The organism is Nostoc sp. (assembly GCF_036917155.1).
Taxonomy (GTDB): domain Bacteria; phylum Cyanobacteriota; class Cyanobacteriia; order Cyanobacteriales; family Nostocaceae; genus Nostoc.
This window is the reverse complement of the sequence record NZ_JBALDZ010000011.1, coordinates 1-14671: the sequence shown is the minus strand read 5'-3', so window position 1 is coordinate 14671 and position 14671 is coordinate 1. Positions and strand designations below refer to the sequence as shown.

Genomic DNA, 14671 nt, shown 5'->3' with positions numbered 1-14671 from the left:
TTTACTTAATCACAACGGGGTCTGCTGGACGGGCAAGGTTATCTCTTTCTGGTACTGGAATGTCGCGGGGAATCCAAAAGTGTATCCGTTTATCGCAACCTTCACAGATGGAATAGTCATTGAATTCGATCACACCCAACTTCGTCCACTCTTTTTCATTGAAGTTTTTGACGTTGATGGTATAAACCAATTTGTGGTCAGGATACTTTTCTAACCGCAATTCATCGCGGAAGTCTTCTGCATCTATCTTGGCTGTGCCTTCTGCGACCCGAAGCATAAATTGGTCTGGGGTGACAATTTTACTTCCTGGTGCTAATCCAAGAGTTGAAATCGGAAATAGCTGACGAAACCCTGGTCTTTTGTCCATCAGCCGGAAAATGATCCGGTTAACTAAGTTAGCGCCAAGATCCAAACCGACAGAAGGAAAGTTAGTTAACTCGGTATCAGTAATATGGTTTGTCTTAATACCTGTTAGATAATCGACAGTCACAAAATTGCCTGGTTTTACCTTCTCGTCAGGGTTGAGGGTAGGATAAACCTTACCTGCAATGCCAAAGGCCCGGCGATCGCCCCGCTTGATGTTAGCACCAGCAACCGAAAGACGGGCAAACACTAAACCTGCTGAATCCTTAGCAAAGTAGCCTGTATATGGAGAACTCTCAGTAATTCGCCAAATGCCTGAGTAACAAACACCATTAGCGTGAATTAACTTGTCATAATAAGGGCGGATATCCCGTTTATCGAACATATTCCGCGCCGAATCATTAATAAACTGTAAAAATTTTGTTATTCCCAGACCCTCATGATAAGGCAGGGGTTCACCGTAGGCCCCACTAAAACCAACTTCTTTGACTTCGTTGTGGGTAGATCCGTCATACTCGAAAACATCTTTATCCGGGGTGGAAGCTTGAGGTTTGTTGAGCATAGTTAGTATCAACAATGGGATTTGGAATAAGCACAAAACTGAGTCAATAATCCCGAAGGCAGGATAAATATTGGGGTAAAGAAAGAAAAAGAAGATTACCCCAGGCGGACGGGAAAGGGTTGCTAATACAGCGTTGGGAGTGTAGCGGTAGGGGTCATTGGCTCCAGGAATGTAGAATAGCGACAGCAGAACCACTAGCAAACCAGCAAAGGAAGTCCATACTGGGTCTTGGGTAGGTCTTTGGTGAAGTAATTCCAGTAACCAATTCGGTGCAAAAATCGCCGGTAAGCCAATCGCCCAATCTTGGATAACGCCTAGCCAGACGATGCGGCGAAACCAAACAGCATATTTGTTCATAGCTTAGTTACAAAGTTTTGAGATATTCGACTAATGCTTGTTTATCCTTGGCAGGTAAATCAGTACCATAGAGATGTCCTTGGTTACTATTAGCAGGAACGCTAATGTCGTATTTAAAACCTACACGTTCTGCTTCTTCCCCTTCGGAAATAAAGCCAACTTTCTTCTGGTCGTAGACATCAAATCCTCGGTAAAAAGATTGGGGACGATTCTCTGGTTTTTCTAACAAATCTTGTAGGGATGGCACTGAACCATTATGGAGATAAGGCGCTCTTAACCAAAGACCATCCAGGGAGACAGATACATAACCATCAGTCTTCCGCAACTCATTGAAGTCCCAAGCATAACCATCACCAAATTTGTTGTAAGTATCTGCTGCTTGCTGCGTCCACATATCTAGACGGTGGCGGTCAGTTCCCACTTCTGCAACAGGAATCACCTTACCCGTCCTTTCGCCGCCAAAGGCATGGCAAGATGCACAAGTACTGCTAAAAATCTCTTTTCCTTCTGTAGCTAATTGCTCATCAACTGCAAACGGATATTTGGGAGGTGGTAATTCCGAAATATAATCTTGTACCCGTTGGAGATCCTCTACTGGTAGAGACTCTTTAGTTGCACCGTCACCAATAGCGCCAGTTTGCACCGTTTCTCGCAACGAAGTTTCTAAACCATCCCAATGCAGAGCAAAGTTTTGGTGTTGCTTTTGATTCCACAGAGGCATCATATCTGAGTTACCAATGGTGTCATCTTTAGGCAACTTTAAAGTAGTGAACTTCACAGGGTTAAAGGGGTCAATCCTACCCGGGCCCCAATTGGGACGAGAATCAGTCCAAGCAAAGTTTGCTTTTTGTTTTAGCAACTCTTTCTTGGTTTCGGGAATAATTACAAAACGATAAAGCAGGTTTTCCCACCAAGAAAACTCATGGCTATATTTAATTTCATCAAGGATATAGTCAGGTTCAAATCTGGGGTCACTAGCAGCGTTACCAAGAAACCGAACATAGCCTTGAGAATCAAATTTGTTAGCAGGCCCGGCTGCAATAATTGTTGGCTTATCTTTGAGGTTTTCTCGATAAGTAGCATGATGACAAACAGCACAAGTTATCCCAACTCTCGGAAACCCAATGGTTTTTTTTGCAAAACCGACTGGTAGCTCTTTACCTTCTTCCCATGTAATTCCCAAAGAAGTATAACCTCCTGGGCCTGGTAGCTTATCGGGAAAGATCCTCGGCAATACTAACCAAATCCAATACGGTACACCTTGCGCCTGTTCTGTACCAATAGAACCATATTTAAAATGATCCTCTGGTAACTCATAAACTTCGCTAGGAGCTTCGCGGAAAAGACTGTACCATCCCGCGTAACCCACAACCCCAAAAAGAAGGACAATAACTACAGCAATTGAGGTGATTATTTTCCCTAATTTTGACTTAAGTATTGCCATAAACTTAGGTTTCTCCTTGCTAAAGTGTCCTTCAAAGTTTCTTCATGTACTCAACAATTGCATCTTTCTCTTCTGGGGAAAGATCAACGCCGTACAAGTGACCGCTATTGCTGTTACCATCAAGTTTTGTATCGAACTTGAAGTATTTTTTACCATTTTCTGCGGTGACATCAGAGACAAAGCCAACTTTGGCTCTATCGATAACGTCGTAGCCCCGATAGAATTCTTGTGGTCTATTCTCTGGTTTTTCTAGTAAATCCCGTAGGGTGGGGACTGAACCATTGTGCAAATAAGGGCCGCGTAACCAAACACCATCAAGGGGCATATTTGCATAGCCATTAGTCTTGCGGAAATGCTTAAAGCGCCACGGATAACCTGCATACAAGGTATTTTGGTTAGAGATGGTTTCATAAGTGAATGAATCTAGGCGATGCCGGTCTGTTCCAATTTCTTGAATTGGAACAACTTTGCCTGTATAAGCCCCACCAAAAGCGTGACAGCTAGCGCAATTACTTTCAAAAAGTGGTTTTCCTGTAGCCGCTAAAGTTTCGTTAACTTCGTAGGGATATTTTGGTGGTGGTAGTTCCAAAAGCCAATCGGCAATTCGATCAATCCGAGGCAAATCAATCGTTGTGGGTGTGACTCCAGTGCCTAAAGCTGCACTTTTATTACGTTCATCAACAGAACTATTATTACCATCCCAATGCAACTCTAGTCCTTTGCGGGGTCTTTGATTCCAAATTGAGGGGAAATCAGAAGTACCAATTAGTTCATCCTGACGCAATTTATCCATTGGAAAATGGAATTGAATTGCTTTATAAGGATTAAAAGTATCTACTCTTCCTGGACCCCAATCTGGTTGTTCTTCCACGAACTTCAGTCGATATGCCTGATTAATTAGTGCATCTCTAGTTTGGGGAATTGCAATGAAGCGATAAAGTAATTTTTCAATGGGATTCAGACCACCACTGATTTCTTCAATTTCTGGTAACATCCGGTTGGCAGTAAAGCGCTCATCCACACCAACTGCTGATAAAAATTTGATATATCCCTGCAAATTAAGTACATTAGCAGGCATTGCTGTAACCACTTGATGGTCGCTATTAGGATTATCTCGCAGCGTCCCTGTATGACATACAGCACAATTCAATCCAACTCGATCAATAAATACTCTCCGTTGCGAAAAACCTACAGGTAAATCTTTATCAGGTTCTTTGATAAATCCCAGGGAAGTATAACCTTTGCCAGGTAATTTATCTGGGAATAATTCTGGTAAAACTTTCCAAATCCAGTAAGGGATACCATTGATAGGTTCGCTGCCGATTGAACCATATTTAAAGTGGTCTTCAATACCAGCATAATCCACTGGGGAGTTAGAAAAAATAGGCCAAAGGAAAAATACTGCTACTGCAATAACACCGACAATCACAACCCAAATTCGCCGGAAGATTCCCTTAATTGAGGTCGGGAGTAGGGTAGGGTTTGTTTGTTCAGTCATGAAACACTCCCCATATTGTCGAGATTATTTGTAAGCGAAATTGTCAATTTGATACCCATCGCTTTTTTATTTAGATGAATTGGCAAACTGAGTTGGATGAAAAACTGACATGACTTCTTCCATCATCTCTTCATAACTATTGAAACGATCCTGCTCGTAACAACCTAAAGGATTCTCAGTTACATTCAGTAGGCATTTATTACAATAGGTACAGGGTTTATCTGCCAGGTCTTTACCTGCTTGAAAAGATTTAACTAAGTCATTATTAGCAATTAGGGTACGAGCCATTGTGACACCATCACAATACTTATCATTAATTGCCTGACGAATATAAGAAGCCTGTTGCAAACCACCAGTACATAGTACGGGAATATTAACGTGCTTTTTAATTTCTCTGGCATCTAGTAAGTTTCTGCCTTGGTTCTCTGCCAGTAATTGCTTGATTTTAGGGTCTTTTACATCGTCACCACTAAATGCTTGAGGAGCCAATTGCTTTTTGACTCGATTCCATAAAAGATTGAAAACAGGATGCAAAAAGGAATTACGAAATAAAATGTAGTTACGTGTAGTCTCTACACCACTCGACAACATGGTGTCATAAGTTCTAGTAATGACATCAAAATTAAAATCACCAATGGGATTGAGTGGGTGAGGAAATAAGCTACCAGTTGATACATGGACGCCATCAGCCCCAGCTTCTTCTGCCCATTTACAAACTTGAATGGAATCTTCTATGGTATTACCTGGTTTTTCCCAAAAGGTGACAGCGTTGTTATAATCAACAGCACTAATTTTGAATTGTAGGTGAAAGTCGTTACCTACTTCTTTGCGAATTGCCCTAATGACATCTAGCAAAAACCGCGCTCGATTCTCTAATGAACCACCATATTCATCTTGACGGTCGTTAATTCCAGAACTGAGAAATTGGTTAAAAAGATATCCATTAGCGCTGTGCAGTTCTATTCCATCCAAACCTGCTTCACGGACACGTCTAGCACCATCAGCAAAGTATTGGATTGTTTCTTTAATTTCTGCTAGTGTCATCGCTTGACACAAAAAACCGTGGAATGGCTCGGTTTGGCTAGTGGAACTTAATGCTTTTTTTCCTAAATTTTCTACACCCCCAATATCCTGCTGTCTCCCGGAATGGCTTAATTGTAAGATAAATTTACAGTCATATTCATGGACTTTTTCTCCTACTTTTCGCCAAAAAGGAATGGTTTCATCAGAGTGAATTGTGGCATAATTGGGCATAATTCTGCCCCGGATGGCGACTGGAACAAAGGAAGTAATAATTGCCCCGACGCCACCACGAGCAAACTTTTCTTCCCAGTTGATTCGGGCTTGAGTACCTGAACCATCGTAGTTATCCCATCTTCCTGAAATACTAGAGCGAAATATCCGATTTTTGACTGTGAGATTACGAAATCTCAATGGTTCAAAGATAATATCGTTTTCCATTTGTTCCTCTCTCTTTCGTGTTCTTTCGGCAATAAGATTCGGCTTGGTGAATTCTTCTTAGCACCAACAATCTCGCCAGAGAACTGTTATTTTCAGTGTCTCTGGGAGGGCAATTTTTTATGTCTACAAATCCACTGTGCAGGTTTTCGGATGGGAACGCTAATTATTAATTTTTTGTTACTTAGATTTACTTACCAAGTTTCAGCATGGGTATTTAGCCTTATTGGTTTTTACAGTTATATAAAGACTTTTGCAATTTGTAAACCTACGGTATTTACAGAGAAATTCTTAAAAAAAGCTAAAATTTTCCTCTTTTTTATTTCTCTGATCAGGTTAAGGCAACTTTAAAAGAAGCACTTGACGATTTGTTACAAACATTACCAAGTACGTAAGTAACGCATATAACCATAGCAAATTGGTTATTCAAACCACTGTAAATTTACAATTTTTTAAATTTTTTGTTTAGAAATGTATAAAAGTTTATTAATGACGTTTTGCAAACTTGTGTAGTAAGTTCATATATAGCGAACCTCAGTAAGGTACATTTTAAATCATCAAAATATCCCAAGACTAAATCTGGAAAATGGGAAATTAGTGATGAAGCATTAGTGTGCCTCTGCAAACGTGAGGTGCAGTGGAGAAGGTTTAGGGGTTACAACCAGAGAGTTTTATGAAAAAGACAAGTCTAATTTTTAAGGGCTGTCTGCTCCTTCTGTTCGTGACTATGTTTATAGTCTGCGGCTTTTATGGAACGCCTACAGCCCTAGCTGATGAGTATAGTGAAACACCTACGCCCATAAGTAACAAGTACTCTGACACTGGTGTAAGCGAATACTCTGATAACTGTGAGGGTATCGGTTATCTCCCGGAGTACACAAAGGAGAATTTGACAGATGCCGAAAAACGGGGTCGTTGCACCTGGTACTTATGGACTGGCGGTAATGATAAGTACTATCGTGATTTAGCGAAACGGACAAATGGTGGTGCTGACCTGCTAAAGCTGATTGACTCAAAAGAGCATGACAAGCGATTTGAGTTATATGGCGCAATTAATGATCCTGGATGTGAAAAATCCACAGAAAAAGATGAATACGGGTTGCAGCTAGATAAATGTAAAGACCCGCTCTCAACTGGCGTTATTGGGTTGCGTAAGTTCCCCAATCCCAACTTCGACCAGGCAAAATGGAACGCTGAGGAGTATTTCAAAACCTCACAAGTCGAGCCTCCCTACTTAATTGGACAGTCTTGCGCCATCTGTCACGTGGCGTTAGATCCCCTCAATCCACCCAAAGACAAGGAACACCCAAGATGGGAAAACCTCGTACCAGCATTGGGTAATCAGTACATCAAGGAAAACAAATTCTTTGGAACCAGCGTTGGGGAAAATAGTTTTATTAAGCAAGTACTTGACTCTCAACAACCTGGGACTTCTGATACTTCGCGGATTGCTACCGATCACATCAATAATCCGAATGCGATTAACGCTATTTTTAATTTAGGCGATCGCCCCAAATATCCAGAGGTGATGAATGATGGTTCAACCAAGGATGTGAATCATATTCTCAAGGATGGTGCAGACTCCACAGGAGTAGCCAATGCCTCACTACGGGTTTACGTCAACATTGGGATGTGCGGCGATTACTGGACAAGTCTCCATGAGCCTTTATTAGGCAGAACTCCCCAAAAACCTTTTGATATAGCAAAGGCACGGAAAGACTGCGAAGGCTGGAGACAGACAGAAGCACGGATGGCTGATGCAGAATCCTTCCTGAAAACCATCAAGCCGATGCACCTGAAAGATGCACCTGATGGTGAAGAGTTCTTAACTAAAGACGAGGAAGTTCTCAAGCGTGGCAAGCTGGTTTTTGCCAGCACTTGTGCTAGTTGCCATTCCAGCAAAAAGCCATCGGCTGCGATCGCTGCTGACCCCGAACAGGCTCAGAAATGGTATGAAGAGTCTGTACTCAGTAGTAATTTTCTCGACCACAACTTCTTGTCTGATGACCAGCGTTATCCAGTTACCCTAATTGGTACCAATGCGGCGCGATCGCTAGGAACAAATGCCACTAAGGGGCATATTTGGGATCAGTTCTCATCCAAGACTTACAAAGAACTGCCATCACCAGGTACTTTGACGCTGTACAACCCCTTTGATGAGAAAAAACCCATCGAATTTAAAATACCAGACGGCGGTTTGGGATATTATCGTACACCTTCGCTAGTAAGTATTTGGGCAACAGCACCACTTCTTCACAACAACATACTAGGACTTTACAACGAAGATCCTTCAGTGAAAGGACGTGTAGAAGCCTATACGGATGCGATGGAAAAGCTACTCTGGCCTGAAAAGCGTGAGGGAATTATCAGCAGGACATCTCAAGATACGAAATTAGAGCTTCCCCCAGGAGATCCGAATCCGAGATTTAGGATTCCTGTTCCTAAAGGTACACCTGTGAATTTGCTGGCGAGCATTAATATCAGAGAGGCGATTACATCTCTCAATCTCAGCAGCCTTTTCCAAGACTTGAAACCAGGTGGAGGAATCAAGAATAAGTTGGCACGTGTGCTTTTAAGAGCCAACAAATCTCCTGACTTCGTAGAAGATGAGGGTCATTATTTTGGTTCCGATCTCCCAGATGAAGACAAGAAGGCCCTAATTGAATTTGTGAAAACGTTCTAGTACAGCTTCGTAGTGTTTTAAATGCTCCAGGGGCACAGAAAATTCGCTACGAATTAATAAAATTTTGTACTAAAACAATCTGTCTGAATACTCTGCACTCGTTCCCAGGTTAAAACTGGGAACGAGCAAAAATATTTATTACATAGCGAGGATATATATGCAGTATTTACCAATCATCTTCGTTCGTGGATATGCAGGTACACAAAAAGATGTTGAGCAAGTAGTTGACGATCCATTTTATGGATTCAATAATGGTTCAACCCATATTCGAGTGGATGAGAACGAAAATCCCCAGAAGTTTTTTTTCGAGAGTCCATTACTGCGGCTAATGACCGATCATGGTTATCAACCGATTGTTGACAATCAAAATGTGAACAATCAAATTAAAAGATTGTCTGGACAACTTAATAAAACTATTTGGGTCTACCGATTTTATGATGTAACTACACCTAGTTTTAACTCTTCAAGTGTAGTCAGACAGGAAATGGAGCAGATAGCTGAGGGTTTAAGAACACTGATTCAGAATGTCAAGGAAACGACGGGTGCTGACAAAATTTATCTTGTTGCTCACTCAATGGGAGGTCTTATTTGTCGTAGCTTGATTCAAAAGATTTATCCAGACAAAAACGAGCAAGCTGTCGATCACATTGACAAATTCTTTACCTACGCTACACCTCATGGTGGTATTTATTTTGAGATTGGAAGTGGCTTAATCGAAAGCCTTAGAGACAAGTTTAAATTAAATAATTCTGATGACTTTGGCCCCCAGCGGATGTACCAGTATTTAACACCTAAAGCCAACGATCCAACAAATGAGTTACCCGATGACTTTCAGTTAGAAAAACTACAAAGCCTAGAAGATGCATTTCCGCCAAACCGCGTTTTTTCTCTAATCGGTACTAATGCACATGATTATGAAGAACTTTTTGGTATTTCACAAAAGGCTGTAGGGGTGAAAAGTGATGGTCTAGTTCAAATCGATAAAGCTTACATCACAGGATCTCATCGTGCTTATGTTCACCGTTCTCATGGTGGGCGTTATGGCATAGTCAACTCAGAAGAAGGTTATCAAAATCTACAACGCTTTTTGTTTGGTGATATCCAGGTGAAACTATCTCTGAGCAATGTTGAATTAAAAGACCAGGACAATAATTTTTATCAACTGGAAACTAGGGTTGCTTTGCGTGGTCTTCCTATTCCTATATACGAGCAAGCGATCGCTCATTATTGCCCAATCACACAAGAGTTACTCAGAACAGATAAACCTATTCCCCTGTTTACAGCTTTCTTAATCCCCAGAAACTCAGCTAGTGATGATAATACCTGTAGATATGCTCTGCGTTTAGCACTGCATTCTTTTACAAAACAAGAGACGAATTGGTTGCGTGACAGTCATCTCGACCAAGTACCGCTGTGGTCCGACTATTTAATTACTGATGTTTCTGCATCAGATAGCACATACAAAGCTACCTATAGTTGGAATTCCGATCAAAAAGAGCCAGTAACAGACTTAACTCCCAATCCAGAATCCAGTTCAGATGTATATGTTGCTTATGTTTCTCTACCTGAACGTGGGCAAAAAGTCTTAGGAACAAATGCGGCAGTTCGCTTGGAAATTTCCCAATGGAAATAGATGTCATTTTTTAAAAGAAGCCCAGTGAGTGAGCAAAAATCTACCTGGATAAGGATCTTAGACTTTCCTATAGCGAGGGTGATTAAAGAACGTTAGGTTACTAATGATTCATTTGTTTTGAAGTAGTTAACAAAGGAAAAATTATGCAAGGTAATCGCAAACAAACGGCTCTGATTACGGGTGCATCTGGCGGCATCGGTTATGAATTCGCGAAGTTATTTGCTCAGGATAGTTACAATCTTGTGTTGGTAGCTAGAAGCGTGGACAAGCTGAATAAAATCGCTGATGAATTTAAAAAGAAGTTTGGCATTGATGTCAAAGTTATTTCCAAGGATTTATCTAACCCATCAGCCTCAGAAGAAATTTTTACTGAGCTAGAACAAGCATCAATTAGAGTTGATGTGCTGATCAATAATGCTGGCTTTGCTACCTACGGATTATTTCACGAAATTGACCTAAATTCTGAACTGCAATTGCTACAGGTCAATGTCTTATGTCTGACACATTTAACCAAGTTATTCCTCAAGGGTATGGTTCAGCGGGGGTCTGGAAAAATATTAAACGTGGCTTCGACTGCTGCTTTTCAGCCAGGGCCGCTGATGGCAGTATACTACGCTAGTAAAGCCTATGTCTTATCATTCTCAGAAGCGATCGCTAATGAATTAGAAGGTACAGGCGTTTCTGTAACAGCACTTTGTCCAGGCCCTACCGAATCTGGTTTTCAACAGAGAGCTGCAATGGAAGACTCAAAGTTGGTAAGCGGTCAAAAAATTATGACTGCGGAAGCGGTAGCCGAAATCGGCTATCGTGGTCTATTTGAAAAGAAAACTGTTGTTGTTCCTGGAATTAAAAATAAGCTACTCGCTGAATCTGTAAGATTTACTCCCAGAAAGCTAGTGACTAAAATGGTCAGAAATATGCAGGAAAGTAAGTAGGTCGGCGTAAATAATTATCGTTGGGATAATGCAGGGGGCAGGGGGCATGGGGCATGGGGCATGGTGAAGAGGACAACCAGACAAAGAGAAAGACTTGTTGCAAGTTCTCACTAAAGTTACCTTGCCCCCCTGCCCCCCTGCCCCCCTGCTTTTTCACTAATCCCCCTGCGGATGCTCATCCCACAAGGTTGTTATTTCCCGTAAACTCTGATGATTGCCATTACCCAAAATCAGATGATCTAGTACCGGAATGCCCAAAAGCTGCGCCCCTGCTAATAACTGACGCGTCAATTCTATATCTTCCTGGCTGGGCTCAAGGTTCCCAGAAGGATGATTGTGGGCAACTATCGCCCGTGTTGCACCTTGGCGAATAACTTCTCGAAAAATATCACGGGGAGAAGCGAGGGTTTCAGTTGCAGTGCCAATGGTAATTACTTGCGTACCCAGTAAACGATTTTTGACATCTAACAGCACCACTGCAAAACGTTCTTGTAGCTGCCACATCAAATCTTGACTGAGGGTAGCAGCAGCAGCAAGTGGGCTATCAATTAATGTGCGATCGTTCGGCCGAGATTGAAAGGCGCGTTTACCTAATTCAATTGCTGCTAAAATACTTGTCGCCTTCGCTGGACCAACACCAGAAATTTGCATCAACTCAGCGGGGCTAACTTCTCGCAGAACTGCTAAAGGATCGCGTTGGTGTTTGCCTAATTCGCTCAAAATATATTGCCCCAAACCCACAGCAGATAGTTTTCCCGGCCCTTGACCGGTGCCTAGAAGAATTGCAATTAACTCCGCTGTGGCTAAAATTTTGGCTCCATGCGTCATTAATCGCTCACGCGGACGCTCATTTGTAGGTAGGTCGGCAATTCTGAGGCAATAGGTCATATTAAACTAAGAGAATAGCACCACACATAGAACTATCCTTAGTTATCCCTCGTTTGCTCTCAAAATCATCTTTATTTGAGAAAATCTTTAAGCTTGATTTAGGATGTCCAAGAGTGTGTTCTTGCTTGTCAATTTAACGCGAAAGTGCTAGACACAGAAAAATCAATTGCAGTAAGTTTAGGTTTACGTAGACTAGGGCAATGGGGGCAAATTACAACAGATCCCCGACTTCTTGAAGAAGTTGGGGATCTTTTTTCTTACAGATGATTCAAAATTGCTATATTCAAGAGGTTGCAACTAAATTTTAAGCCAGAGCGACTGCTGGTTGTTGCCAACGTCCGACAGCTTTAGCAATTACTGCTAATTCTTGCATCAAGTTATCGAAACGGTCTGGTGTCAGAGATTGGGGTCCATCAGATAAAGCTTTGGCAGGATTGGGGTGAACCTCTATCATCAGGGAATCTGTGCCAGCTGCGATCGCAGCCATTGCCATTGAAGGCACAAACTCAGACCAACCTACGCCGTGGCTGGGGTCAATCATAATTGGCAGGTGAGTCAGCTTTCGCAACACTGGCACTACTGATAAATCTAGCGTATTTCGCGTATACTGGCGGTCAAAGGTGCGTATTCCCCGTTCACACAAGATTACATTGGGATTACCAGATGCCAAAATATACTCGGCTGCCATTAACCAATCTTCAATAGTAGCCGCCATTCCCCGCTTCAAAAGAACTGGTTTCGGCTGCGCTCCCACTTTTTTGAGCAAGGAGAAATTCTGCATATTCCTTGCCCCCACCTGAATCACGTCAGCAACTTCTGCTATTTTATCCAGGTCAGCAGCATCCATCACTTCTGTAATAATACCTAGTCCGCTGACTTCCCGCGCCTTTGCCAACAAATCCAAAGCACTCTCACCGTGTCCTTGGAAGGCGTAAGGTGAAGTCCGGGGTTTATATGCCCCTCCACGTAAAAATAAGGCTCCAGCCGTCTTGACGCGCCGCGCTGTCTCCACGATCATTTCTTCATTTTCTACTGAGCAGGGGCCAGCCACAACTACTAAAGGCTGATGTTCACCAAATACTACTGCTCCATTGGGAGTATTAACCACTACTTCCGAAGCTTCACCGTGGCGGTACTGGCGGCTGGCTCGTTTGTAAGGTTGCTCAACCCGCAACACCTGCTCAATCCAGGGGCTAACTTCCTGAACTTGTAGTGGATCTAAGTTGGCGGTTTCACCTACTAGACCAATAACTACTTTGTGTTGACCAACAATTTTTTCTGGAGTTAGCCCCCAGCTAGTTAGTTCCTCATCAATGCGGTTTATTTCCGCCTCTGGGGAACCACTTTTCATTACTATAATCATGTTAAAGTTCCTAATTAATTGAGTAAAATTTTCTGTAAATAGGATAACTTTATTGTTGCCTATTGGCTAATTACGAGTAGTTGAAAATAAAATTTGTTTACAAAATAAGTAAATAAAGTGTGGCGCTCAGTCAGTATTTTCACTACCAAATAACTTAGATATGGGGTATAAAAAAGATTTTATAATTTTAATTAGCAATGTTGAAGTTATAAAATTTCAACTTCAACATTTACTTCTTCATTTACCCAATACCGCCGTTACCTAATTCCTGAGCGCCGATCGTTTATGAGTTTTTTTGCCGAGTTTCGCGCCAAGCTTCCACCATTCGTCCCCAATTAGTCTTGAATTCACCAAAACCCAGCAAACTCCCGACTTTTTCTTCATCCCAAGAGGCAGAGAGAACGCCATAAGTTATCCCTAAGACCCCCAAACCAAATAATCCCATATTCACCAATAACACGGCGATGGGAGGTAGTTTGATGTCGGAGTAGATAGCAAGCAGATAGCTGACTACCAGAGCGCTAATGCCCAAAGCTGTTGGTACACCACAGAACCCAGCAACCCGTCGAATCATCCGCTGGCTGACTACTTGGGGAATTGCCATTTCTTGTTTGGTGTAAGGCGCTTTTCTATCAGCCTGTTTAGCAGATTCTTTTGGCTGTGCTGCTGGTTTACTTTGAGTTTTTGCGGGTTTTTGGCGCTTTTTGTTTGGTTCAAAGGGCAAGCGACTGCGTTCAGATTCTTCAGCAGACATAAGCGGTAGTCCTATCCACGAATACCGAGGCGAGCAATCAAAGCTTGATACTTTTCCCGGCTTTCCTGCGATATGTAAGCTAGAAGACGCTTACGCTGACCAATTAGCTTCAACAGTCCTCGGCGGGAAGAATGGTCTTTTTTATTTGCCTGGAGATGTTCGCTGAGGCGGTTAATGCGCTCAGTTAGCATGGCAACTTGGACATCGGCCGAGCCAGTGTCGGTTTCATGAACTTGGTAGGTGGAAATTATTTCTTGTTTCCGCAGTTGCGTGAGGGCCATGATCGATTCAGTTTCTAGTTTTTCTAAATGTATGTAGCAGTCTCCCATAATATCACAGCCCTCAAGCTGGATGTGAAATGACCTGTGTTGCGATAATTTGTATTTTTTTATACTAAATAAAGGTCAAATCCCTATGATACTTCGTTTCAATCTCTACTGTTGATTGCAATGAGCGATCGCTTTGTGGGCGATCGCAGTTAATTAAGTTTCAATCCCTAATAGGGATTTTAGTTGATTGCAATAGTAATTAAAAATGGCATGGTTGCAGTCATTATTTCGTTTCAATCCCTAATAGGGATTTTAGTTGATTGCAATGGTAGCATAGAACCTGATGTGACTTTCACTAAAGTTTCAATCCCTAATAACCCAAGTTGCGTGTTAGGCGACTCTGGGTGCGAAGCACCCGGAGAGTCATGCGATCGCACAAAAACTCTTCGGTTACGTCAGATCAT

12 protein-coding genes are annotated in these 14671 nt (G+C 42.1%); 4 read left to right on the top strand and 8 right to left on the bottom strand.

The annotated features are described in order from the left end of the window. Window position 1: 1 nt before the first annotated feature. The 4 genes from V7K67_RS01255 to V7K67_RS01240 form a co-directional block, all read right to left on the bottom strand. Window positions 2–1282, bottom strand: a complete 1281-nt coding sequence (locus tag V7K67_RS01255; RefSeq protein ID WP_335164914.1) for a hypothetical protein — start codon at window positions 1280–1282, stop codon at window positions 2–4. A 7-nt stretch (window positions 1283–1289) separates the two neighbouring features. Continuing rightward, complete coding sequence (locus V7K67_RS01250) at window positions 1290–2726, bottom strand: cytochrome c (RefSeq protein WP_334733279.1); 1437 nt, start codon at window positions 2724–2726, stop codon at window positions 1290–1292. A gap of 31 nt (window positions 2727–2757) precedes the next feature. After that, window positions 2758–4224 carry a cytochrome c gene (locus V7K67_RS01245; RefSeq protein ID WP_335164912.1) on the bottom strand — a complete coding sequence of 489 codons (1467 nt, stop codon included), beginning with the start codon at window positions 4222–4224 and terminating at the stop codon, window positions 2758–2760. 66 nt (window positions 4225–4290) lie between these two features. Then, window positions 4291–5685 carry an NADH:flavin oxidoreductase gene (locus V7K67_RS01240; RefSeq protein ID WP_334733281.1) on the bottom strand — a complete coding sequence of 465 codons (1395 nt, stop codon included), beginning with the start codon at window positions 5683–5685 and terminating at the stop codon, window positions 4291–4293. A 724-nt stretch (window positions 5686–6409) separates the two neighbouring features. On the opposite strand from V7K67_RS01240, the gene V7K67_RS01235 reads away from it, so the two are divergent. The 3 genes from V7K67_RS01235 to V7K67_RS01225 all read left to right on the top strand — a co-directional run bounded on the left by V7K67_RS01235 (window position 6410) and on the right by V7K67_RS01225 (window position 10933). Further along, complete coding sequence (locus V7K67_RS01235) at window positions 6410–8365, top strand: hypothetical protein (protein WP_335164910.1); 1956 nt, start codon at window positions 6410–6412, stop codon at window positions 8363–8365. A 157-nt stretch (window positions 8366–8522) separates the two neighbouring features. Further along, entirely contained in the window at window positions 8523–9998 is a 1476-nt protein-coding gene (locus V7K67_RS01230) for an alpha/beta hydrolase (protein ID WP_334733283.1), read from the top strand. A 143-nt stretch (window positions 9999–10141) separates the two neighbouring features. Beyond that, entirely contained in the window at window positions 10142–10933 is a 792-nt protein-coding gene (locus V7K67_RS01225) for an SDR family NAD(P)-dependent oxidoreductase (protein ID WP_334733284.1), read from the top strand. 156 nt (window positions 10934–11089) lie between these two features. On the opposite strand, the gene radC is transcribed toward V7K67_RS01225, so the two are convergent. From radC to rpsO, 4 genes are all read right to left on the bottom strand, one after another. Beyond that, the gene (gene radC / locus V7K67_RS01220; RefSeq protein ID WP_179067955.1) at window positions 11090–11821 is read right to left on the bottom strand and encodes a RadC family protein; all 732 of its coding nucleotides are present in this window, start codon (window positions 11819–11821) and stop codon (window positions 11090–11092) included. A 304-nt stretch (window positions 11822–12125) separates the two neighbouring features. Beyond that, entirely contained in the window at window positions 12126–13184 is a 1059-nt protein-coding gene (gene aroF, locus V7K67_RS01215; protein ID WP_334708244.1) for a 3-deoxy-7-phosphoheptulonate synthase, read from the bottom strand. A 283-nt stretch (window positions 13185–13467) separates the two neighbouring features. Further along, window positions 13468–13938 carry a PAM68 family protein gene (locus V7K67_RS01210; RefSeq protein ID WP_334733286.1) on the bottom strand — a complete coding sequence of 157 codons (471 nt, stop codon included), beginning with the start codon at window positions 13936–13938 and terminating at the stop codon, window positions 13468–13470. Window positions 13939–13949: 11 nt separating this feature from the next. Next, window positions 13950–14219, bottom strand: coding sequence for a 30S ribosomal protein S15 (gene rpsO / locus V7K67_RS01205; RefSeq protein ID WP_094343580.1), 270 nt, complete (start codon window positions 14217–14219; stop codon window positions 13950–13952). Between the two features lie 231 nt (window positions 14220–14450). Between rpsO and V7K67_RS01200 the strand changes: the two genes are divergently transcribed. Then, window positions 14451–14671, top strand: a 221-nt coding sequence (locus V7K67_RS01200) for a hypothetical protein (protein ID WP_335164906.1), incomplete at its 3' end; no start/stop codon positions are given.

Excerpts from the sequence above, each read along its gene's own strand:
- V7K67_RS01255 (WP_335164914.1), bottom strand. The coding sequence starts at position 1,282 with ATGAACAAATATGCTGTTTGGTTTCGCCGCATCGTCTGGCTAGGCGTT.
- V7K67_RS01250 (WP_334733279.1), bottom strand. The coding sequence starts at position 2,726 with ATGGCAATACTTAAGTCAAAATTAGGGAAAATAATCACCTCAATTGCT.
- V7K67_RS01245 (WP_335164912.1), bottom strand. The coding sequence starts at position 4,224 with ATGACTGAACAAACAAACCCTACCCTACTCCCGACCTCAATTAAGGGA.
- V7K67_RS01240 (WP_334733281.1), bottom strand. The coding sequence starts at position 5,685 with ATGGAAAACGATATTATCTTTGAACCATTGAGATTTCGTAATCTCACA.
- V7K67_RS01235 (WP_335164910.1), top strand. The coding sequence starts at position 6,410 with ATGTTTATAGTCTGCGGCTTTTATGGAACGCCTACAGCCCTAGCTGAT.
- V7K67_RS01230 (WP_334733283.1), top strand. The coding sequence starts at position 8,523 with ATGCAGTATTTACCAATCATCTTCGTTCGTGGATATGCAGGTACACAA.
- V7K67_RS01225 (WP_334733284.1), top strand. The coding sequence starts at position 10,142 with ATGCAAGGTAATCGCAAACAAACGGCTCTGATTACGGGTGCATCTGGC.
- radC (WP_179067955.1), bottom strand. The coding sequence starts at position 11,821 with ATGACCTATTGCCTCAGAATTGCCGACCTACCTACAAATGAGCGTCCG.
- aroF (WP_334708244.1), bottom strand. The coding sequence starts at position 13,184 with ATGATTATAGTAATGAAAAGTGGTTCCCCAGAGGCGGAAATAAACCGC.
- V7K67_RS01210 (WP_334733286.1), bottom strand. The coding sequence starts at position 13,938 with ATGTCTGCTGAAGAATCTGAACGCAGTCGCTTGCCCTTTGAACCAAAC.
- rpsO (WP_094343580.1), bottom strand. The coding sequence starts at position 14,219 with ATGGCCCTCACGCAACTGCGGAAACAAGAAATAATTTCCACCTACCAA.